Below are 21,123 nucleotides of genomic sequence, written 5' to 3'. Positions count from 1 at the left end.
CGTCACCATTTGCATCGAAGAACGCTCTGGCAAGCACCCTCTTACTCATTGGGAGGTTGCGCGGCCTTTGCCCAGTCTTAGTGATGTTGGTTGAAACAGCGCTTGACGGTTGCGCGCTAACGTTGCCTGACAGAATCGGACTGGCGATCATAAGTGCAACCAGTGCTGCTATATTTGGTACCCGCTTAATGAGCATAGTTTTCCTAAATATGACTCGTGTTTTTGGGTTCTAAGACACTGAGAAATACATGAACCAAACCCCAGATCAGAGCGCTTACCTACTAAGCTTCTTTTGGCTGCCTGCACGCTTCACATTCGCGAAGTACACCGTGCCTGGGCGGACGTGCTTAACCCCTGCCGTGCAGCACAAATAAACGCCAATATCAAAGTGGTTCATTTTCGCTTTTTTGTGCGGGTGGTTTGGAGGCACGTTAAGTGTAGGACCCTTGTAATTCGCAACCTGCTGACCATCCAAATAGATGATGATTTGCCCATCTGACTGGTGGGACCACTTCGCAAAAACTTGAAAATTCCGCCACTGTCCTTTGAAATCCCGCATTTTCATCAATGGTATTCGAACAACGTTTTTGCATTCGTGATTGGCAGGATCACCACTCGCTACCTGCAACTTCAAAAATAAGGCGTCATCGTTACCTTTGCTCGTCCAATGGGATAGGGACGCGTGTGTGCAGCGATAACCTTTCCACTGCGCAAAAATGTAGCCGCCTTTAGTCTGTGACCCACGAGTTGGAAATGAATCTGGAATGAGCATGTCCCAGCCGTACCAAGCCTCTGACGGTTGGGGAAAAACCCAACGACCATCACCTTTCGATTCCCTAAGCATGGAGCGCACGGATCCATAGGAACAGTCACCCTTACCTGTTCCATCGCCGTAGGCTGATGTTACGCAATCACCGCCATAAATCGAAAACGAATGGATACGCTTTGCTTCGATTCCTTCGAATTTTCGCAACCGCTTGTATGAGTTTGGCAAGTTCGAAGCGCTCTGCTCAAATCTCACACCGCCCGCATTCGACGGACCACTGAATGTAGCTAAGACAATTGCCACCACCAAAATTACTTGTGGTACAAAAATTTTCACTGTCTCAATCCTCCAACTTTTCTAGTTAACGCGGCACAAAACGGTCTGTGCATTAGATATAAGTACAAAATTGGGACTTGTTGTGCGTGCCAGTCAAGCCCTATGTTGGAAGACATCTAGTTTGCAGTTTTGAGCTTAAGCATGGCAGGGATTGAAAAATTAGCACGTCTGAAGCAATTGCTACTTGGCATGGAGCGGGACTTAGGTATTGATGATTTAAGTGCCGTGCAGAGAAATATTGTGTACGCCGCAACGCTCCTGAGCGAAACTTCAAAAACGGTTGAGACGGAAGAACTGCGGCAACATGAATTGCTGAATGGCGTATCGCGCAGCGCCTTTTTTCGAGCATTGCGAGAGCTAGTAGAAGCAGGGTATTTGCAACACGCGCAGGGGCGACAACGATCTTCGTATGTCGTGTCGAAAGAGCTAGGTAGCTGAGCCGTTGAAAGCACTTAGAAACCAAAACCTGCTGACCCCGTTTCTTGTTATTTCGCTTGCGCACTTACTCGCATTTGGAATCTCAATTTACATTCTGCTCCCACTACAAGCCCAATACACGCCTGAGCTAGCACCCTATGCCAGTTTACTTTTCCTCCCACATGGCGTCCGCGTATTGTCAGCATGGATGATGGGTTGGAAAGCTATACCGCTGTTCGCTCCAACTGCCTTACTAGCGCACTGGATGAACTTTGGGGTTGCGGGTTTCACACTGGCGGGGCTTGCTGGTGTTTTCTCTGGAATAGTGTGTGCCGCTGTAACCTTTTGGGCGCTAGCAAAGATTGGGATGGACTTTCGAATAACGGCAAATCGAGCAGCAAATTGGCGAGATGTGATGGTAGCAGGTGCGATTGCCTCAGCAATCAACACCTTTGGGATGGGATGGGCGTTTAGTCACAACACAGATACGCTGATTGGCTATTTCATTGGCGACGTAAGTGGATTGTTCGCTTGTATGCTAATCCTCATGCTGGCTTTTAAAGTCATGCGCGAGGCAGCTGAAGAGGCGAATAAGATCAACTAATTGCGGAAAAATTTGATTGTACACAATATGGCGCACATTGAAAATTATACCACGTATAGTATTGAATTTATTAAATTATTATTAATGTAGATCTTTTGCAAATCCGTGTGCACCGGTTCGATTCCGGTACTCGCCTCCCATACTTGGTGAACAGTGCTTCGCCCGGTTTGCAGGCTAGTTCACACAATAGTTCGCAATTTTTCCTTTGCGTGACAAAAGTAATCCCCCGGCATAGCCTGGCGAAATGCGGGGTGAGGATTGGTCAGACTTCGAAAACAGCGCTCTCTTGGAGGACTATTTTTCTATACATTCTGGCGTGTTAGCGGGTAAGCGATACAGCAAAGCAAAACAAAATCTTCAAAAGCTAGTTGGCCGATCAAAGGGCGCGATCGAATTCAAATACCAGAATGTTTCGGCCACCCTCAAAGGTTTAGGTGAGAACTGGATAAACGGCTAAAAGCCCACATTCAGCTTTCAAATGTCTCTGGTTGATGCTTTCGCACGATCCCTTCATTCACAGGGAGCCCCCTGACACTGGATGATGTCGACATTCTCGAAAACGAGGCTCAGGAGTTTTTTACAGGGATAATTCGAACGGGAAGATAAACAAACCCATCAAATCTTAGTATTGGTACGATGCTTAAGCTCAGGTACGCTTTTTCTTACGCGTGTCAAACAGATCATTTAAATTGAACGTGGAAAAACGGACTTAGTCGTGGGCGATGTTGCTAAGTTTTCCTGAGATTGCATGGCTGGTTTTGAAGGCCGTCAAAGCTGGTGAGTTTGATGGTCTGATCAAAAGATCAGTTTAGCAACGAACTAAATTAAGCCGCCATTCTCAAAAGCTCTAAGCGCAGCACCCCTCAATTTGTTTAAATAGTTGACAACGCATTCGTGGACTCTTTTTCAAAAGGCAGCGTGCAAATAAACTAGCAGGCAAGGATATCAACGCGCCCTCAAATTTCTTGCGTGCTAAATAAACTGAATACTATTAGGCGCTACATTAATAACCTGAACGAGAACAAGTTGAGAAACGCGATAGATTTCACCTGAGACGCAGGCGTTATCAGAAGTTCAATCAACTTCCTACACTCCGATCGAATAAACTATGCCTCTTTACTTCCCAACTCGTCAAGCATTTCATAATCCTGCCAGTATATCTCGCGAACAACTCTCTCCAATTCCCCAGATACAAGATTAGACTTTCCGAAATTAACACCCTGTGAGCGCAGCTCCATCAAATCTCTTGCACAATGATCACCCAAAAACCGCGCGTAACTTGATGTATCAGAATCGGTGGAATTCACTCTAGCTACAAAAAATCTGTCAACCATGTCCTTTCTCAAAACTTTCAACATGGAGTCTCTAAGGTTCCCCATTTCAACTGCCAAATATTCAATCTCGTATAAATGGGCTTTCTGGGGGTACATATGGCAATCAAGGTCTTTCATTTCAAACTCGGCATATGCCAAGAAATCAAAGATAGTCGCTGCATCTGGGTCTAACCCAGTGATCGTTCTATAATTACTTAGTATATCACTCGCATATTCTCTTCGAACAAATTTATTTAAGTACACAGAGATGAACCTATCCAGCGGATTTCTGTATACAAATAGATTTAGCGCACCTGTTGCATCTTGCCCATCCTCAAGCTTCGCCTGATGATACGCCATATTTCCCTTAATGTGGAAGTGACCATATATATTTCGACCCACTAGCCTAGAGAGAAAATATCTGGGGTGAGTCTTGTCATTGATCAGTCGCTTAAATGCAGTGCACGCATTCTTTCTGATGTATGCATAATTTACGTCTACTCTTTTGCCGCGGATTCTATAGTGGTTCGCAAGTGATCGAAATTCACTGCTCGAGAATTGCGGCGTATAAAGAGTATCATTAGTCATGCACGAAGCCTAATAGTAATATTGCACGCACAAATCTCAACGAAAGCGTACCCAAGCCTCTACACTGAGGCCCCTGGATCTCTACGTAAAGCGTAGAGCATGCGCAATACTAAGTATCGCTTCATATGCGAGATGGCGCACTCCCAGCAGATCACAAATGCAGTTCACCTAAGAACATTGCGTAAGGGGCGTAGGTCCGCAAGGCGGTGGCTGACCATGTCCTACCAATACGCACTGCTTATACACCAATTCATGCACATGAAATGTTATTTCAACTATGCGACTGTTTTTATTTCGTCATTTACAATGTCGCCCTGTTGCAAATCCGTGTACACCGGTTCGATTCCGGTACTCGCCTCCACTTCTACGATCTGTACGCACACTAAGAAGCGCGCTCGTTGCGTCATTCGGCCTCACGTCCCTGCGGGATCACTTCATAGCCCGGCTCTTCTGGCTCGTCGTCCAGCATCTCGGGCGGGAAACCCGGCGCTGTGATGTCAAGGCCGGTCGCCTCTTCCAACCGCTTGATAATGTTGGGGGATAGTTCGCGGTCGCCGTATCGCGCGATGCCATCGTCGAAGATCTTGATCATTACCGGGTTGATTTCAAGCGGCACACCGGCACGGTCAGCGACCTCTTGGAACAGGCCAATGTCCTTTTTCACCAGATCCATCGTAAAGGAGATATCCCGCGAGCCGTTCAGAATGACCTGACTCTCTGTCTCATGCACGAACGAGGTGCCCGAGGAAATCTTGATCGCCTCATAGGTCGTGTTGAGGTCCATGCCCGCGGCCTTGGCCGTTACTAGGGCTTCGGCGCAGGTGATCAGGTTGGCGGTAGCCAGATAGTTTGTCAGTACTTTCAAAACCGACGCTGAGCCTAACTCACCGGTATGGAGCACGCGCCGACCCATTGTGGTCAGGAAAGGCAGGATTTGCTCAAAGGTCTCTCGGTCACATCCCGCGAAGATCGAGATATTGCCGGTAGCCGCCCGATGGCACCCCCCGGATACGGGGCAGTCGACCGCCGCGCCTCCGCGTTCGATAACCATGGCACCAAGGCGTTTGGCTTCAGCTTCGTCAGTGGTCGACATCTCCATCCAGATTTTGCCCGGTCCGACCTCGGGCAACATCTCTTGCATCACCGCGTCCGAAGCTGCGGGTGACGGCAGACAGGTGATGACCGCGTTGCAATCCCGCATCATCTGTGCCGGGCTTTCAGCGGCCTTAGCGCCTTGGGCCACGAACTCGGCCAACAGATCAGGATTCAGATCATGAACCGTCAGATCAACTCCGTTGCGCAACAGCGAGCACGAGAGTTTGCCGCCAACATTCCCCAAACCGATAAATCCGACTTTCATATTTCCCTCCTGACGGTCGCATTTTGGCCGAGTATCCTTGTTGCCTGCCGGAAACAAAAATGAATAATACGGCACGTAATGGTCAAAATAATTTGGTGATCAATGGACCGTCTGCCAAATCCCGCATGGTTGCGCAGCTTCGAATCCGCAGCTCGGCATCTGAACTTTACCACCACTGCGCGTGAGCTTGGCCTGACACAGACTGCCGTCTCTCTGCATATCCGCTCGCTTGAGGCTGAACTGGGGCAAAAACTGTTTACCCGGAACGCGCGTCGGCTGGAGCTTACCGAGTTGGGGCAGTCCTATTCTTTGACGGTGCGACGTGCATTGGCCGACATCGCTCTGTCCACCAACAGCCTGTTCGGCCCCGCTTCGCGCCAGACCTTGACGATCCGGGCGGCGATCTCAACGGCAACTTACTGGATAGCTGCGGAACTGCCTGATTTTACCGCGCAACACCCCGATATCCCCGTTCGTCTGATCTCGCACATCTGGAACGACAGTGTCGCCCCCGCTGATGTGGATGTGGAAATCCGGCTGGGTTATGGCGACTGGCCCGGTGTTCGAGCCGAGAAACTGACCGACGAATATCTTGTACCAGTATGTCGGGCTGATAACGGTTCAGCGGATCTGAGCGGCCTGCCGAAAAGCCCGCTCATCCACATCCTTGGATATGAGGACAACTGGACGCGGTATTTTCAGGCCAACGGTATCACAGCGACGCATCAGCCCCCTCAGCACTCGGTAGACACTTCGGTAGCCGCGCTGCAGCTTGTTATGGCAGGTGCGGGCTACGCGACGATGTTGGAGCGTTTCGCCAGAAACGCGATCCGGCAGGGTGCACCGCTAGACATCGCGGGCCCAGCGATTCCCTTTGCCCAATCGCATTACTTGATCAGCGCTCAAGGAGCCGCCCACCCGTCGGCGGCGGCGGGTTTATTTTGCGCCTGGCTGCGGGATCGGCTGGCCTCGGATGCCGCTGGTTGACACAACCTAGTCGCTTTTCTGATCTGAACGATTTCGTCTTACCCCTCGCGCTTGACAAGCCCCCTGCCCGTGCCGCATGTCCGGTGCGTTGGTGTCCATCACTTGATGGATGAAAAGGGAATGCGTCAACGGATCTTCCGCCAAACGCAGCCGCCCCCGCGACCGTGACCGGAGAGGGTGCCCAAAGCCACTGGCCCAAAAGGCCGGGAAGGCGGGACATCCGACAGAGGCCCGCCTCTGACATCCGCAAGCCGGGAGACCTGCCAGCACCCGAAGATGAATCCGGGCGGGGTGTTCCGGTGTCGGGTCCATGTCGCAACACGTGGCCCGCATGAAACCCCGTCCCCCGCAATGAGGATTTGGGGGATGAGAGACATGACCGTGACCGCACCAGTCGAGTTGCTGGTCTGTACCACGTGCCGCCGCGGCCTGCCCGTCGAGGACGACGCGCGACGGCCCGGCACCTTGCTTCACAAAGCGTTGGAACAAGCGGATCTGCCCGAGGGCATCACATTGAAAGCCGTGGAATGCCTGTCGAACTGTGATGAAGGCTGTTCCATCGTGCTGCGCGGTGGGCCGGATCGCTGGACCTTTGTCTACGAACACCTCAACGAAAACGACCATGTCGAAACCATTGTCGAAGGTGCCACCAAGTACCTCGCGACTGAGGACGGCTTGGTCAAATGGCGCGAGCGCCCCGAACATTTCCGCAAAAACTGTGCGGCCCGAATTCCCCCGATTGGAGCCCTGAAATGAGCAACCTCGAGAAACTCCCCGTCACTGTGATCACCGGCTTTCTGGGCTCGGGTAAAACCACTCTGGTCAAGCACCTGATGCAGAACCCGCAGGGCAAGCGTCTGGCCGTGGTGGTCAACGAATTTGGCGATGTGGGCGTCGATGGCGACATCCTGAAATCCTGCGCCATCCCGGATTGCCCGGCGGAAAACATCATGGAACTGGCGAACGGCTGCATCTGCTGCACCGTGGCCGATGATTTCATTCCGACCATCGAAGCACTGATGGCGCTGGAACCGCGCCCGGATCACATCCTGATCGAAACCTCCGGCCTCGCCCTGCCCAAGCCGCTGCTGAAAGCGTTCGACTGGCCGGATATCCGGTCGAAGATCACCGTGGATGGCGTGATCGCTCTGGCCGATGCCGAGGCCGTCGCCGCAGGTCGCTTCGCCCCGAATGTCGAGGCCGTGGACGCCCAGCGCCTGGCCGATGACTCGATCGACCACGAAACACCCCTGTCCGAGGTGTTCGAGGACCAGATCTCCTGCGCCGACATCATCCTGCTGACCAAGCCCGATCTGGCCGGTCCCGAAGGTGTGGCCAAAGCCAAGGAAGTCATCGCCGCCGAGGCCCCACGCCCCCTGCCCGTCGTGGAAGTGGCTGAAGGCGCCGTGGACGTGCGCGTCGTTCTGGGTCTGGAAGCCGCAGCCGAGGATGACATGGACGCCCGCCCGTCGCATCACGACGGCCACCACGACCACGAACATGACGATTTCGAAAGCATCATCGTTGAGCTGCCGGAACAGACTGACCCGGCTGACCTAGTTGCCAAAATCGAACGTCTGGCTAAAGAGCTGAACATCCTGCGCGTCAAAGGCTACGCGGCAGTTGCCGGCAAACCGATGCGCCTGCTGGTCCAGGCCGTAGGCGCTCGCGTCCGTCACCAGTACGACCGCCCTTGGGCATCCGGCGAAAAACGCCGCTCGCGTCTGGTGGTCATCGCCGAGCATGACGATATCAAAGAGGCCGAAATCCGTGATATCCTTGTTGGTGTGACCGAGGCTGCAGAGTAAGCCATGCATGTCGTCTTCCGCGAGAGCCACGGGTTAGAGGAAACAGAGACTCCAACCGATCTGGGCCAAAGCCCGGCGGATTTGGTGGTGCTGTCGTTCTCTGACAGCGACCTAGGCGCATTCGCGGCAGGCTGGCATCGCGGGGGCGGGTCCGAGGGTCGTATGCCAACGATGCGGCTGGCTAACCTGACGGCGTTGAAACACCCGCTGTCCGTCGACACCTATGTCGAACAGACGCTAGAGGGGGCCAAGGGTATTTTGATCCGCTTAATCGGTGGGGTGCCCTATTGGTCCTATGGCTTGCAGCAGGTTCTGACGTTGGCACAGGCCAAGGGCATCGCTTTGGCCGTACTACCAGCCGACGGGCGCGAGGACACGCGGCTGGACGACTACTCTACCCTGCCCGTCTCGACGCTGCGCCGACTGACGCATCTATGCGATACCGGCGGCGAAGTTGCAGCGCAGGCCGCTTTGGCACAGATGGCGCTGGCGGCCGGTCTTTACGCCGGGCCGGTGATGGGAGCCAAAACCCTCCCAGAGTACGGCGCTTGGTGCCCTGATCGTGGCGTTATTCCGGTCGACACGGCGTTTTCTGATGACGCAAAACGCATTCTGGTTACGTTCTACCGCGCCTATCTGACTTCTGCCGACACCGCCCCGGTCGCCGCGCTGATCAGAAGCCTGCGCGCCCGAGGACTCGAGGCCATTGGCATATTCGCCCCGTCCCTGAAAGCTCCAGCCGCCGCCGACTGGCTACGCGAGCATGTTGCAGCGCTAGCCCCGTCGGCCATCATCAACGCCACTTCGTTTTCGGGCAAAGGCGCGTCGGGCATCTCGCCGCTGGACGCCGCCAATGTGCCGGTGTTTCAGGTCGCCCTCGCAACCTCGCGCCGCAAGGCCTGGACCGAGGCGGAACGCGGCCTCTCGCCCGCCGACCTGGCGATGCATGTGGTTCTGCCCGAAGTGGATGGGCGCATATCAGCGGGCGTCGCGTCCTTCAAAGAACCTGGCAGGCGCGATCCTGACCTCGAATACTCGCGCTTTGCCCACCGGGCCGAACCCGAGCGGATCGACGCGATCATCGACCGTGTGACCGGCTGGCTGAGCTTGAACGACAAACCAAAAGAGAAACAGGTTCCGGCGCTGGTTCTCTCTACTTATCCGGGCAAAGACTGGCAGATGGCCCATGCAGTAGGCTTGGATGCTCTGGCTTCGGCTGAGGCGATGCTGTCCGACCTGCAAGGCGAAGGATATGACACTGCGCCTACCGAACCGATTGCCGAGGCACTATTGGATGCCCGAATTTCTTGGCCGCTGAAAGACTACCAGACGGCTCTGGCGGAATTGCCAGAGCAACTGCGTGCGGACCTGCAAACTGTCTGGGGTCGCCCCGAGGACGATCTCACCTTTGCAAACGACGCATTCCAGTTTACCGCCCTGAGACGCGGAAAAGCACTGGTCGCGCTGCAACCCGAACGTGGCACTCCAGAATTGCGCGATGACGACTATCACGACCTGTCGCGCACCCCGCGCCACAGCTATGTGGCCTTCTATCTTTGGCTGCGTAAGGGCCTCGGTGTGGATGCGCTGATCCATATCGGAGCGCACGGCACGTTGGAATGGCTGCCCGGCAAATCCGTCGCCCTGTCCCAAGACTGCTGGCCCGAGGCATTGATCCGCGATCTGCCTGTGATCTACCCCTTCATCGTCAACGATCCCGGCGAGGCTGCGCAGGCTAAACGTCGGATCGGCGCGGTCACACTGGGCCATATCCCGCCTGCGTTGAAGGAAAGCGGCACCCCGGATCGGATGGTCCGGCTGGAATCGCTGCTGGATGAGTTCTCGAACGCTGATGGCCTAGACCCCAAACGCCGGGACCGTTTGCAGGAAGATATTCGCGACGAAGCTCAGGCCATCGGGCTGGAGAGTGATCTGGGTCTTGATCAGGCCACCTGCACCGCAGAGGCAATCACCCGCATCGACCGTTTTGTTTGCGACATCAAAGAGAGCCAGTTCGGTGACGGCCTGCATATCTTTGGTCGCGTGCCTGAGGTGACCGGCAATTTCGACCCGACCCCTTCGGCGCTTGCTGAACGCAGTGCTTTAATCGACGCACTCGCGGGCAAGCGGATTGAGGCAGGGCCGTCCGGTTCACCCTACCGCGGCCGGTCGGATGTGCTGCCCACGGGGCGAAACCTTTACACAACCGACCCACGGTCCGTCCCTACACGCGCCGCCTATACGCAAGGCGTGAAACTTGCCGAAGAACTGGTGCGGCGACATCTGCAAGAAGAAGGCGACTATCCCAAGGGGCTGATCGTTGACATGTGGGGGTCCGCCACCATGCGGACAGCCGGGGAAGAGTTTGCCATGGCGTTGCACCTGTTGGGTGTCAAGCCCGTTTGGGACAAAGGCTCCGAGCGGGTTTCCGGTATCGAAGTGCTGCCTATCACAGACCTTAGCCGCCCGCGTCTGGACGTGACTCTGCGGGTCTCGGGCCTTTTCCGCGATGTATTCCCGACGCTATCGGCACTGTTCGGTCAGGCGATCCGTGCCTTGTCGGACCGCGATGAGGCATCGGACTGGAACCCCTATGCGGGGCATGCCCCAGCCGCGCGGGTCTTTGGCCCCGCTCCCGGCAGCTATGGCCTGAACATGACCCACCTTTCCGAGACCTATACGGATGAGGCCCGGTCGCAGGCTGGCGAGGCATGGCTTCAGGCCAGTTCCTTTGCTTTGGAAGGCGAGCAAATCGCGCAGGATGTCGACGGCATCACGGAACGCGTCGCCAACGCGGACAGTTTCGTCCACCTGCAAGACCTGACCGAGACAGATCTGCTGCTGGCCAATGACTATGCCACGCATGAGGCCGGGTTTGCCGCAGCCAAAAAGATCACCGGCGGTAATGCGCAGCTGTATCATTTGGACAATACCAACCCGGAAAACCCACGCGCCCGCACCCTGCCCGAAGAGATCAGCCGCGTTGTCCACGCCCGCGCTGCCAATCCCGGCTGGATCGCAGGGATGCAACGGCACGGGTTCCGCGGCGCGGCCGAGATCGCGGCAACGCTGGATCACATGGCCTCGTTCGCGCATCTGTCCGGCACGGTGGCACCGCATCTGTTCGACCTCTACCACGATGCCACCCTTGGCAACGAAGAGGTCGATGCCTTTCTGCAAGAGGCCAACCCGCAGGCGCATCAGGCCATGCAGGACCGGTTCCGTGCGCTGTTGGAAGCCGGGCTTTGGAATACGCGCCGCAATTCGATCCGCGCCGATCTGGAGGGTCTGAGATGAGCGCCCCCATTGTTCAAGGCTGGTGCCCCGGCGCACATCGCCCGATGATGTCGGGTGATGGATTGGTGGTACGGGTGCGGCCACGGTTGGCCCGGCTGAGCGCAGTACAGGCGCTTGGCCTGTGCGAACTGGCCGATCGGTTCGGCAATGGTACCATCGACCTGACCAACCGCGCCAACCTGCAAATGCGGGGGGTAAAAGAAGCCGACCATCAGGCTCTGCTTACGGAACTGGCGGCGCTGGACCTGCTGGATGCCGAACCCGGCATCGAAGTGCGGCGCAATATCCTTGTTACGCCCTTGTATGAAACGGGCGACCTGACCGCCCGGTTGGCACAACAACTGATCAACCGGCTGGGGGAACTGCCCGCCCTGCCCGCGAAATTCGGCTTTGCCATCGATACCGGCCCCGAACGCCTGCTGGTCGGCGACTCGGCAGATATCCGGCTTGAGACCGATGCCGAAGGGTTGATCCTGCGCGCCGACGGGAGTGAAACCGGATGCCGCGTGTCAGAAGCGGAAGCCATCGACCGGGTAATTGCTCTGGCTAAGTGGTTCGCCGAGCATTTCACACCCGACACACGCCGCATGGCGCGAGTGGTTGCGGCGCAGGGCTTGCCACAGGACTGGCAGGGCAGCACAGCGAATGCCACCGGCGCCCCACTTCAGCCCGGTGCCTGCGATCTGGGCGTACTGTACGGCGCGGCTTTCGGGCAGCTGCCCGCACGGCGCCTGATCGGCTTGATCGAAGACACCGGCGCGTCGGCCCTGCGTGTGACCCCGTGGCGGCTGATCCTGTTGGAAGGCGGTGCAGCGATTCCCGCTTCGGCCTTTGTCACAGATGGCACCGACCCTCTGATGACCACGGACGCCTGCCCCGGCGCGCCGTTCTGCCCTCAGGCGCAAGCGGAAACCCGTAACATTGCCCGCGCATTGGCACCGCGTGTCGCTGGCAGCCTGCACGTTTCCGGCTGTGCCAAGGGCTGCGCCCGGATGGGCGTGGCGGATGTCACATTAGTCGCCCACAACGGACGATTTAATCTTGTCAAACACGGCCACGCGGGGGATGAGCCCTGCCAGCACGGCCTGACCCAAGAAACACTCATGACCATGGACTTCACCTGATGCCCTATGAATACGAAACCGACGGTGCGGCGATCTACAAGGAGAGCTTTGCCACTATCAGGTCCGAGGCGGATCTCGCCCGGTTTGACGCCGACGAAGAACAGGTCGCCGTCCGGATGATCCACGCCGCCGGCATGGTCGGGCTGGAAGAGTTCGTGCATTTCTCCCCCGGTTTTGTCGCGACTGCCCGCACGGCACTGGAAAACGGTGCGCCGATCCTGTGCGACGCGCGCATGGTCAGCGAAGGCGTTACCCGCTTTCGTCTGCCTGCAGACAATGAGGTGATTTGCACTCTGCATGACGAGCGTGTGCGCCCGATGGCCGCCGAGATGAGCAACACACGCTCGGCCGCCGCGCTGGAGTTGTGGCGTCCACATCTGGAAGGCGCACTGGTCGCAATCGGCAACGCGCCCACCGCCCTGTTCCACCTGCTGAACATGCTGGAAGACCCCGATTGCCCGCGCCCCGCCGCCATCATCGGCTGCCCGGTGGGCTTTGTCGGTGCGGTCGAATCCAAAGACGCCCTGTGGGAGGCCCAACCGGTGCCGTCCTGCATCGTCAAGGGTCGCCTGGGCGGCAGCGCCATCACCGTGGCTGCCGTCAACGCCATCGCGAGCCGCGCGGAATGAACGCGGGCAAGATATACGGCGTGGGCCTCGGCCCCGGTGACCCGGACCTGATGAGCGTCCGCGCCGACCGCCTGTTGCGCAATGCGCGCCACGTCGCCTTCTTTCGCAAACCGGGCCGCAGCGGCCAGGCTCGCAAGATCGTCAACGGCATGATCCCCGGCGACGCGGTGGAATTCCCGATGGAATACCCCGTCACCACCGAAATCCCGGTAACCGATCCGCGCTATAACGAACTGCTTTCGGCTTTTTACAAGGACTGCGCCGCGCATCTGAAAACTCTGTCGGATCAGGGCGAGGACGTGGTGGTCCTGTGTGAAGGAGATCCGTTCTTCTACGGCTCTTTCATGCATCTTTACAGCCGCTTGCGTGACGAAACTGATGTCGAGGTTGTGCCCGCAATCACCGGCATGTCCGGCGCATGGACAGCGACCGGCGACCCGATCACCTGGGGTGATGACGTACTGACCGTTCTCGTCGGCACTCTGCCCGAGGACGATCTGGCACGCCGCATGGCGCAGACCGACGCTCTGGTCGTGATGAAGATCGGACGCAATATCGACAAAGTGAAACGGGCGCTGAAGACAACCGATCTGTATGATCGCGCATGGATCGTGGAATTCGCGCAGATGCCCAACCAGACCGTGACGAAGCTGTCCGAGGCCTGTGATAAGGTCACCCCCTATTTCTCGATCATCATCGTGCATGGTCAGGGGCGGCGGCCATGAGCGGCTGGGTCAAGATCGCGGGTCTCGGGCCCGGCAACGAAGACTTGGTTACGCCCGATGTGTCCGCTGCGCTGGCCGAGGCCACGGATATTGTTGGCTATATCCCCTATGTCGCACGTGTTGCGGAACGCCCCGGCCTGACGCTGCACGCCAGTGACAACCGGGTGGAGATCGACCGCTCGCAGCACGCATTGCAGATGGCGGCCGAAGGCAAGCGCGTGGTCGTTGTGTCCTCGGGCGATCCCGGAGTGTTTGCGATGGCCGCGGCGGTTTTTGAAGCATTGGAGAACGGCCCTACCGAATGGCGCAGCATCCCAATCGACGTCCTGCCCGGCATCACCGCAATGCTGGCCGCGTCGGCCCGTGCTGGTGCGCCTTTGGGGCATGATTTCTGTGCCATCAATCTCAGCGATAACCTGAAACCGTGGTCCCTGATCGAAAAACGCCTGCGTCTGGCGGCGCAAGGGGATTTCGCAATGGCGTTCTACAATCCGCGGTCGAAGTCCCGCCCCGAGGGTTTTGTAAAGACGCTGGAAATCCTGCGTGAGGAATGTGAACCCGAACGTCTGATCCTATTCGCCCGCGCTGTGTCTCGCTCAGATGAGGCGATCCGGATTTCGACCCTCGCCGAGGCGACGCCGGAAATGGCCGACATGCAGACAGTGGTCATTGTCGGTTCCTCGTTGACGCGTGTGATAGAACGGGACAGCGCCCCTATCGTCTACACCCCGAGGTTCACGCCGGAATGATCCAGCCAGTCCAGAACCTGTGCGACATTCGACAATTCGGTCCGCTGCGGCAGAGCCGGTCGATCGATCATGAGCACCGGCACGCCCAGCGCCCGCGCAGCGTCAAGTTTGGCGCGCGCGCCGGTACCGCCCGCGTTCTTGGACACAACCAGCTCGATCCCGAGGCGCTGCAACAGCGCCCGGTCATTCTCTTCGCTAAAGGGCCCGCGTGCGACAACCACATCGCAATTCGGCAGCGACAAAGCGTCGGGTTCATCCACCAACCGAAGCAGGTAGTGGTGCTGAGGCTGAGCCGCGAAGTCTTCCAGATGCATCCGGCCCACAGCCAGAAAGACGCGCTGCGGCGCACCGGACAGCGCGGCCACTGCGCCGTCGATATCCGCGACGTGGCGCCAGTTGTCACCCTCCTGCGCCGTCCATGCCGGGCGGGTCAGCGCGGCCAATGTCACTCCGGCTTCGCGACATGCATTAACAGCGTTCCCGCTCATCTGCGCGGCAAAGGGATGAGTGGCATCAACCACATGGGTCACCGCGTGGTCGCGCAGGTAACGCGCCAAACCTTCGACACCGCCAAACCCGCCGACGCGCACCGGCAAGGGCTGCGGGCGCGGGTTTTCCACGCGGCCAGCGTAAGAATAGGTCGCCGGGATGCCCCGTTCGGCCACGGCTTTGGCCAATGCATTGGCCTCGGTTGTGCCACCAAGGATCAGGAGGTGTGTCATGTCTGAAGCTCCGTGGCTGACCGTTCTGGGCTTGGGCGAAGATGGACTGGATGGCCTGCCCCCCGCAAGCCGTCAAGTGCTGGAACGCGCCGAAATCATCATGGCCCCCCCGCGCCACCTGTCTTTGGTTCCTGAAACGTCCGCTCAGCGGATTGAGTGGCCTGTACCCTTCGCTGACGGTTTGCCGATCCTGACAGGTTTCCGTGGGCGACCGACCGTAGTGCTGGCCTCTGGCGATCCGTTCTGGTTCGGCGCAGGCTCAGTCATCGCGCGCAAATTCGAGGCTGGAGAATGGGCGGCCCTGCCCGGTCAATCAACCTTTTCGCTGGCCGCCGCCCGGCTGGGCTGGCCGCTGGAAAGCACGCTGACCTTTGGCCTGCACGCAGCCCCGCTTACCCGGTTGCGGCCTCATTTGGCGCGCGGCTTGCGCGCCATCCTGCTCCTGCGAGACGGTAAGGCTGTGACCGAATTGGCGACCTACCTAACCGAGACCGGGTTTGCCGACACACGCCTGCATGTGATGGAGGCTCTCGGCGGCCCTCGCGAACGGTCGCGCTGCGTCTCGCTGACCGAGGCGCTTTTGGGAGGATTTGATCACCCGGTTTGTGTGGGGCTTGAAGTAGCTGGCGAAGGGCGCGCTTTTCCCAAGGCCTCTGGCAAGCCGGATGAGATATTCGAGACCGACGGTCAAATCACTAAACGCCCCGTACGGGCACTGACCCTGTCGGCGCTGGCTCCGCAACGGGGCGAACATCTGTGGGATATCGGTGGCGGCACCGGCTCGATCAGTATCGAGTGGTTGATGTGCGACCCGTCCCTGACCGCCACATCAATTGAGCCGCGCGAAGACCGTGCCGAGCGTATCAGGCGCAACGCCGATGCGCTGGGACAGGACAGGCTGAAGGTCATCCACGGCACCGCCCCCGAAGCGCTAACCGGTCTTCCTCTGCCGGATGTCGTCTTCATCGGTGGTGGGCTCAGCGCCAACCTGCTGGCCTCGCTACGCGACGCCCTTCCCGCAGGTACACGACTTGTTGCCAATGCGGTGACGCTGGAAAGCGAGGCGCTGCTGGCGCAATGGCACGACAAGCTGGGCGGAGACCTTCTGCGTATAGAACTGGCACAGGCCTCGGCGCTTGGCCCCCGACGTGGCTGGAAATCGGCCTATCCGGTCGTGCAATGGAGCGTCACCCTATGATTGTTGCAGGTTTGGGTTTCTCATCAGCAGCCACTACGGACAGCCTGCGCGCGGCTTTTGACCAGGCCAGTGTTGGTCAGAACATTGATGCATTAGCCACCATCGCAGAGAAGAAGGGCCATACTGCGCTGGCAGAATTCGCCGCAACCACCGCCCTGCCTCTACATTTCATTGCGCCCGCCGATTTGGCCGCGCAACGCACCCTCACCTGCTCGCCCCGCAGCCGCGCCACCTATGGCACCGGCAGTGTGGCTGAAGCATCAGCCTTAGCCGCAGCCGGACCGGGCGCGCGGCTTTCATCCCCCAGACAGATTTCGGACGACCGGCTTGCTACCTGCGCCGTCGCCATCGGAGGACAAACATGACCGTTCATTTTATCGGTGCCGGACCGGGCGCCGCCGACCTGTTGACCCTGCGCGGGCGCGATATCATAGCGTCCTGCCCCGTGTGCCTCTATGCTGGGTCGCTGGTTCCCGAAGAGATCCTCAGCCATTGCCCCGAGGGCGCAAAGATCATCAACACCGCGCCGATGGATCTGGACCAGATCATGGCCGAGATCGATGCTGCACATCAGGCCGGTCAGGACGTGGCGCGACTGCATTCGGGCGATCTGTCCGTCTGGTCGGCGATGGGAGAGCAAATCCGCCGTCTGAAAGCGATGGGTATTCCGGTCAGCGTCACACCGGGCGTGCCATCCTTCGCGGCAGCGGCTGCGGCGTTGGGCAGCGAACTGACCCTGCCCGGGCTGGCGCAATCGGTCGTGCTGACCCGAACGCCAGGGCGAGCCTCCTCGATGCCCGAGGGCGAAACGCTGGAAAACTTTGCCCGCACGGGCGCGACGCTGGCGATCCACCTGTCGATCGGCAATCTGGACAAGGTGATCGCTGACCTGACCCCGGGCTATGGCGCGGACTGCCCTGTGGCGGTGGTCTATCGCGCCAGTTGGCCGGATGAGCGGATCATCCGCGCGACATTGGCGACGTTGAAAGAGGCGCTGGACGAGAGCATCGCGCGCACCGCCTTGATCATGGTCGGCCCCGCGCTTGCGGGCGAAGGCTTTGACGAAAGCTGCCTCTATTCAAAGGACTACGATCGTCGGTACCGCCCGCAAAGCGCGAACAGCCCGTGGTCCAGCTGGAGCCATGGTGATGACTAACCCTCCGGGCCTTCTGATTTCTGCGCCCTCCTCGGGCACTGGGAAAACGACCGTCATGCTGGGCCTGTTACGGGCGCTAGCCGAGGACGGGTTAACCGTTCAGCCGTTCAAAAGTGGACCGGACTATATTGACCCCGCTTTTCACCGAGCAGCAGCGGGGCGGTCCTCGTTCAATCTGGATAGCTGGGCGATGGGTGAGCCGCTGCTAAATGCGATTTCGGCCCAGGCCGAGGGCGCGGATATCGTGGTGGCCGAGGGCTCGATGGGGCTGTTCGATGGGGTCGCCAAGCTCGGTGAGTTGGGCCACGGGTCCAGCGCCGAGACCGCGCTGCGCATGGGGTGGCCGGTGGTGCTGGTGCTGGATGTGGGCGGTCAGGCGCAATCTGCTGCGGCCACGGCGTTGGGGTTCAAGATGTACAATCCCGATCTGCCTTTTGCCGGTGTGATCCTGAATCGCTGCGCGAGCCCCCGGCATGAGCGACTTACCCGTTTGGGAATGGAGCGCGCGGGGTTGCCGGTTCTGGGCGTTCTGCCTCGTCGTGGAGACCTGACCTTGCCCGAACGCCATCTGGGATTGGTTCAGGCCGTCGAACATCCCGATCTGGAGAGCGCGATTGTCGGGTACGCCGCGTTTCTGCGCGAACATGTGGATCTTGAAGCGATCAAGCGGGCGGCGTCCTCAGGCCCCAAGGGGCCATCGTCCGCCGCGCTGCCGCGGCCTCCGGCGCAACGGATCGCACTGGCCCGGGATGCCGCGTTTTCCTTCACCTATCCGCATATTCTGGAAGGTTGGCGCTCGGCGGGTGCAGAGATTCTGCCATTTTCACCTCTTGCAGATGAAGCCCCGGCGGTAGACGCTGATTTGGTTTGGTTGCCGGGCGGATATCCTGAACTGCACGCAGGCACTCTGGCTGCAGCCGATACCTTCCTGACTGGGCTGCGAAAGCATGCTGTAACCAAACCAGTGCATGGGGAGTGCGGCGGATACATGGCTCTCGGTCAGGCGCTGATCGACAAGGACGGTGTTCAGCATCAAATGGCAGGTCTGCTGGGGCTGGTGACTTCGTATGAGAAGCGGAAGTTCAACCTGGGTTATCGCCGCGCGGAATTGCTGGCCCCGATGCCGGGCTATGCGGCCAACACCGCGCTGCGAGGGCATGAATTCCACTATTCTTCGATTATCGAACAGCCTGACGCCCCGCTGGCACGGGTGTTTGATGCTGAAGGGGCCGAGGGGCCTCAAACCGGGTCGGTGCGCGACAACGTGACCGGTACCTTCTTTCACCTGATCACGGAGGCCTCGGCATGAGCGGGTTCGTGTCTTTCATTGGCTCTGGCCCCGGTGACCCGGAACTACTGACGCTGAAAGCGGTTGATCGGATGCAGAAGGCCGATGCCGTGCTATTTGACGATCTCAGCAGCGGCCCGATCCTGAATCATGCGCGCGAAGATGCTGATCTTGTCGGAGTTGGGAAACGCGCCGGACGGCCTTCGCCCAAGCAGGACCATGTGAGCCGCCTGTTGGTGGAATATGCACAGACCGGTCAGCATGTGGTGCGTCTGAAATCCGGCGATGGCGGGATGTTTGGGCGGTTGGAAGAGGAATTGCTTGCCTTGCGTGAGGCTGGGATCGAATACGAGATTATCCCGGGCATACCATCAGCTGTCGCCGCTGCTGCAGCGGCGGGTATTCCGCTTACGCGTCGACTGACTGCACGTCGGGTACAGTTTGTCACCGGTCACGATGTCAGCGGCAAGCTGCCGGAAGACCTGAACCTGCCTGCGCTTGCAGATCCGGACGCGACGACTGTGGTGTTCATGGGCAAACGAACATTCCCGCTGCTGGTCGAAACCCTGCACGAACACGGGCTGCCGCTGAACACGCCTGCGCTAATGGCCGAATCCGTTTCAACTCCGGATCAATATCTGCACCGCTCGACAATTGGTGCGCTATCTGACCAATTGAGCTCTGAGATCGGAACAGCGCCAGCCCTGATCCTATATGGCCCGCTGGCAGAGTTTGACGATGTTTGACCTGACGCTGATTGGTATCGGAACGGGCAACCCGGATCATGTGACCATTCAGGGTGCGCAAGCTATCCGCGACGCGGACCTGATCCTGATCCCCCGCAAAGGCGAGAACAAGGCCGATCTGGCAGGGCTGCGCGAAGAGATCATCACGGCAGTGACTGAAACACCGCCCCAGATCGGCTATTTCGACATTCCCAAGCGCCGGGCCGACGATGGCTACCTGCGAGGGGTCGATGAGTGGCACGACGCTATAGCCTTACGCTGGCAGGAGGCGATCTCGGCCCACCCCGGAGCGCATCGGATTGCGCTACTGATCTGGGGGGACCCGTCGCTTTATGACAGTTCATTGAGAATCGCGGCACGGCTGGACCCACAGCCAAAGACGCGTGTGATCCCTGGCATCACTGCGCTGCAGGCGTTGACTGCTGCTCATGCAATTCCGATCAATGATCTGGGAGCACCATATGTTGTCACCACCGGACGCCGCATTCGGGATGAAGGTTGGCCTGAAAGCGCCTCAAAAGTTGCAGTTATGCTGGATGGAGAGTGCTCGTTTCAAACCCTTGAGATGGCTGACTATGACATCTGGTGGGGCGCTTATGTTGGCATGAAGGAAGAGATACTGATCAAGGGGTCACTGCCCGACGTAGCACAGCAAATCCTAGAAACACGAGCCAAGGCGCGCGCCGATCATGGCTGGATCATGGATATCTATCTGCTTCAAAAACGCACGGTATTGTGAGTACGCCGCGTCCGGTTCTCTGTCATCAATAATACCAGCCATGGTGTAGGAGGTGTCACGAATGCGCGTACTTTGGGCTTTGTTTTGCTGTCTGGTCGTGCCTGCCTGGGCCGAAGAACCCCGGTCCGGCTGGGCGGTTTATCCGACAGACAAAAGCTATGACGAACTTGTTGCCGCCACGAAGGTTGCGGTGAAGGAAAACGGTCTGATCGTGGTCACGCAGGCAGGGCCGACGAAAGCGGCTGCGGCCCGGGGCATCACCATTCCCGGCAATCTGGTGATCGGTGCGTTCAACAACGACTACGCCGTGCGCGTACTGGAAACTTCCGTACCCGCTATGATTGAGGCCCCTATCCGCTTTTACGTGACCGAGAACGAGGACGGCACCGCCACTCTTTCTTACAAAACGCCGAGCTTTGTGTTTGCGCCCTATGTCTACGAGGGTGGCGAGCCTCTGCGCGAAATTGCCCTGGAACTTGACACAAAGTTTCAGGCAGTGGCGGAATCCGCCGTCAAATAGTCACACTGACGTGAACCTGCTTGCGTCCGGGCGCGTCCTCCGCAATCTCCT

Annotated in this window: 21 protein-coding genes and 1 riboswitch; of the genes, 17 read left to right on the top strand and 4 right to left on the bottom strand. The window is 58.4% G+C overall.

Annotation, left to right across the window (positions count from 1 at the left end):
• Positions 1 to 274: 274 nt before the first annotated feature.
• Positions 275 to 1,102, bottom strand: a complete 828-nt coding sequence (locus ABLN94_RS00355; RefSeq protein WP_352988122.1) for a heparin lyase I family protein — start codon at positions 1,100 to 1,102, stop codon at positions 275 to 277.
• Between the two features lie 141 nt (positions 1,103 to 1,243).
• Between ABLN94_RS00355 and ABLN94_RS00350 the strand changes: the two genes are divergently transcribed.
• Complete coding sequence (locus ABLN94_RS00350; protein ID WP_209509588.1) at positions 1,244 to 1,540, top strand: hypothetical protein; 297 nt, start codon at positions 1,244 to 1,246, stop codon at positions 1,538 to 1,540.
• A 4-nt stretch (positions 1,541 to 1,544) separates the two neighbouring features.
• On the top strand, positions 1,545 to 2,123 hold the full coding sequence (locus ABLN94_RS00345) for a hypothetical protein (RefSeq protein ID WP_352988120.1): 579 nt from the start codon (positions 1,545 to 1,547) through the stop codon (positions 2,121 to 2,123).
• Positions 2,124 to 3,229: 1,106 nt separating this feature from the next.
• Here the strand turns inward: ABLN94_RS00345 and ABLN94_RS00340 are convergent.
• Together ABLN94_RS00340 and ABLN94_RS00335 are read right to left on the bottom strand one after the other, a co-directional pair.
• Positions 3,230 to 4,024 (bottom strand): sulfotransferase family 2 domain-containing protein, encoded by a 795-nt coding sequence (locus tag ABLN94_RS00340; RefSeq protein WP_352988118.1) that lies wholly within the window; start codon positions 4,022 to 4,024, stop codon positions 3,230 to 3,232.
• 403 nt (positions 4,025 to 4,427) lie between these two features.
• On the bottom strand, positions 4,428 to 5,384 hold the full coding sequence (locus ABLN94_RS00335; protein WP_352988116.1) for an NAD(P)-dependent oxidoreductase: 957 nt from the start codon (positions 5,382 to 5,384) through the stop codon (positions 4,428 to 4,430).
• A 102-nt stretch (positions 5,385 to 5,486) separates the two neighbouring features.
• Here ABLN94_RS00335 and ABLN94_RS00330 point away from each other — a divergent pair, with 102 nt between their 5' ends.
• The 8 genes from ABLN94_RS00330 (at position 5,487) to cobJ (ending at position 14,703) form a co-directional block, all read left to right on the top strand.
• Positions 5,487 to 6,371, top strand: a complete 885-nt coding sequence (locus tag ABLN94_RS00330; protein WP_352988114.1) for a LysR substrate-binding domain-containing protein — start codon at positions 5,487 to 5,489, stop codon at positions 6,369 to 6,371.
• A 72-nt stretch (positions 6,372 to 6,443) separates the two neighbouring features.
• Positions 6,444 to 6,653: riboswitch (cobalamin riboswitch) on the top strand.
• 93 nt (positions 6,654 to 6,746) lie between these two features.
• Positions 6,747 to 7,127: a DUF1636 domain-containing protein gene (locus tag ABLN94_RS00325; protein ID WP_352988970.1), complete on the top strand. Its 381-nt coding sequence runs from the start codon at positions 6,747 to 6,749 to the stop codon at positions 7,125 to 7,127.
• On the top strand, positions 7,124 to 8,179 hold the full coding sequence (gene cobW / locus ABLN94_RS00320) for a cobalamin biosynthesis protein CobW (protein ID WP_352988112.1): 1,056 nt from the start codon (positions 7,124 to 7,126) through the stop codon (positions 8,177 to 8,179). Before ABLN94_RS00325 ends, cobW begins: the two co-directional genes overlap by 4 nt.
• Positions 8,180 to 8,182: 3 nt before the next feature.
• Positions 8,183 to 11,476: a cobaltochelatase subunit CobN gene (cobN, locus tag ABLN94_RS00315; protein ID WP_352988110.1), complete on the top strand. Its 3,294-nt coding sequence runs from the start codon at positions 8,183 to 8,185 to the stop codon at positions 11,474 to 11,476.
• The gene (gene cobG, locus ABLN94_RS00310) at positions 11,473 to 12,600 is read left to right on the top strand and encodes a precorrin-3B synthase (protein ID WP_352988108.1); all 1,128 of its coding nucleotides are present in this window, start codon (positions 11,473 to 11,475) and stop codon (positions 12,598 to 12,600) included. Before cobN ends, cobG begins: the two co-directional genes overlap by 4 nt.
• Entirely contained in the window at positions 12,600 to 13,229 is a 630-nt protein-coding gene (locus ABLN94_RS00305) for a precorrin-8X methylmutase (RefSeq protein WP_352988106.1), read from the top strand. The genes cobG and ABLN94_RS00305 overlap by 1 nt, the downstream gene beginning before the upstream one ends.
• Positions 13,226 to 13,954 carry a precorrin-2 C(20)-methyltransferase gene (locus ABLN94_RS00300; protein WP_352988104.1) on the top strand — a complete coding sequence of 243 codons (729 nt, stop codon included), beginning with the start codon at positions 13,226 to 13,228 and terminating at the stop codon, positions 13,952 to 13,954. Before ABLN94_RS00305 ends, ABLN94_RS00300 begins: the two co-directional genes overlap by 4 nt.
• Positions 13,951 to 14,703, top strand: coding sequence for a precorrin-3B C(17)-methyltransferase (gene cobJ / locus ABLN94_RS00295; RefSeq protein ID WP_352988102.1), 753 nt, complete (start codon positions 13,951 to 13,953; stop codon positions 14,701 to 14,703). Before ABLN94_RS00300 ends, cobJ begins: the two co-directional genes overlap by 4 nt.
• On the opposite strand, the gene ABLN94_RS00290 is transcribed toward cobJ, so the two are convergent.
• Positions 14,676 to 15,425, bottom strand: a complete 750-nt coding sequence (locus tag ABLN94_RS00290; RefSeq protein WP_352988100.1) for a cobalt-precorrin-6A reductase — start codon at positions 15,423 to 15,425, stop codon at positions 14,676 to 14,678. The two genes, cobJ and ABLN94_RS00290, sit on opposite strands and share 28 nt — an antisense overlap.
• Here ABLN94_RS00290 and cbiE point away from each other — a divergent pair.
• From cbiE to ABLN94_RS00255, 7 genes are all read left to right on the top strand, one after another.
• A complete protein-coding gene (gene cbiE, locus ABLN94_RS00285) occupies positions 15,424 to 16,623 on the top strand; it encodes a precorrin-6y C5,15-methyltransferase (decarboxylating) subunit CbiE (RefSeq protein ID WP_352988098.1) in 1,200 nt (399 codons plus the stop codon). The genes ABLN94_RS00290 and cbiE overlap by 2 nt on opposite strands.
• Complete coding sequence (locus ABLN94_RS00280) at positions 16,620 to 16,988, top strand: cobalamin biosynthesis protein (RefSeq protein ID WP_352988096.1); 369 nt, start codon at positions 16,620 to 16,622, stop codon at positions 16,986 to 16,988. Before cbiE ends, ABLN94_RS00280 begins: the two co-directional genes overlap by 4 nt.
• The gene (gene cobM / locus ABLN94_RS00275; RefSeq protein WP_352988094.1) at positions 16,985 to 17,779 is read left to right on the top strand and encodes a precorrin-4 C(11)-methyltransferase; all 795 of its coding nucleotides are present in this window, start codon (positions 16,985 to 16,987) and stop codon (positions 17,777 to 17,779) included. Before ABLN94_RS00280 ends, cobM begins: the two co-directional genes overlap by 4 nt.
• Positions 17,766 to 19,088, top strand: coding sequence for a cobyrinate a,c-diamide synthase (locus ABLN94_RS00270; protein ID WP_352988092.1), 1,323 nt, complete (start codon positions 17,766 to 17,768; stop codon positions 19,086 to 19,088). Before cobM ends, ABLN94_RS00270 begins: the two co-directional genes overlap by 14 nt.
• Positions 19,085 to 19,813, top strand: a complete 729-nt coding sequence (gene cobA / locus ABLN94_RS00265) for a uroporphyrinogen-III C-methyltransferase (protein WP_352988090.1) — start codon at positions 19,085 to 19,087, stop codon at positions 19,811 to 19,813. The genes ABLN94_RS00270 and cobA overlap by 4 nt, the downstream gene beginning before the upstream one ends.
• Positions 19,806 to 20,552 (top strand): precorrin-6A synthase (deacetylating), encoded by a 747-nt coding sequence (cobF, locus tag ABLN94_RS00260; RefSeq protein ID WP_352988088.1) that lies wholly within the window; start codon positions 19,806 to 19,808, stop codon positions 20,550 to 20,552. Before cobA ends, cobF begins: the two co-directional genes overlap by 8 nt.
• A 61-nt stretch (positions 20,553 to 20,613) precedes the next feature.
• Positions 20,614 to 21,072 (top strand): DUF302 domain-containing protein, encoded by a 459-nt coding sequence (locus tag ABLN94_RS00255; protein WP_352988086.1) that lies wholly within the window; start codon positions 20,614 to 20,616, stop codon positions 21,070 to 21,072.
• The last annotated feature ends 51 nt before the right edge of the window (positions 21,073 to 21,123 follow it).

Source organism: Ruegeria sp. SCP11 (assembly GCF_040329455.1).
GTDB lineage: Bacteria > Pseudomonadota > Alphaproteobacteria > Rhodobacterales > Rhodobacteraceae > Ruegeria > Ruegeria atlantica_E.
This window is presented reverse-complemented; position numbering and strand designations above follow the sequence as displayed.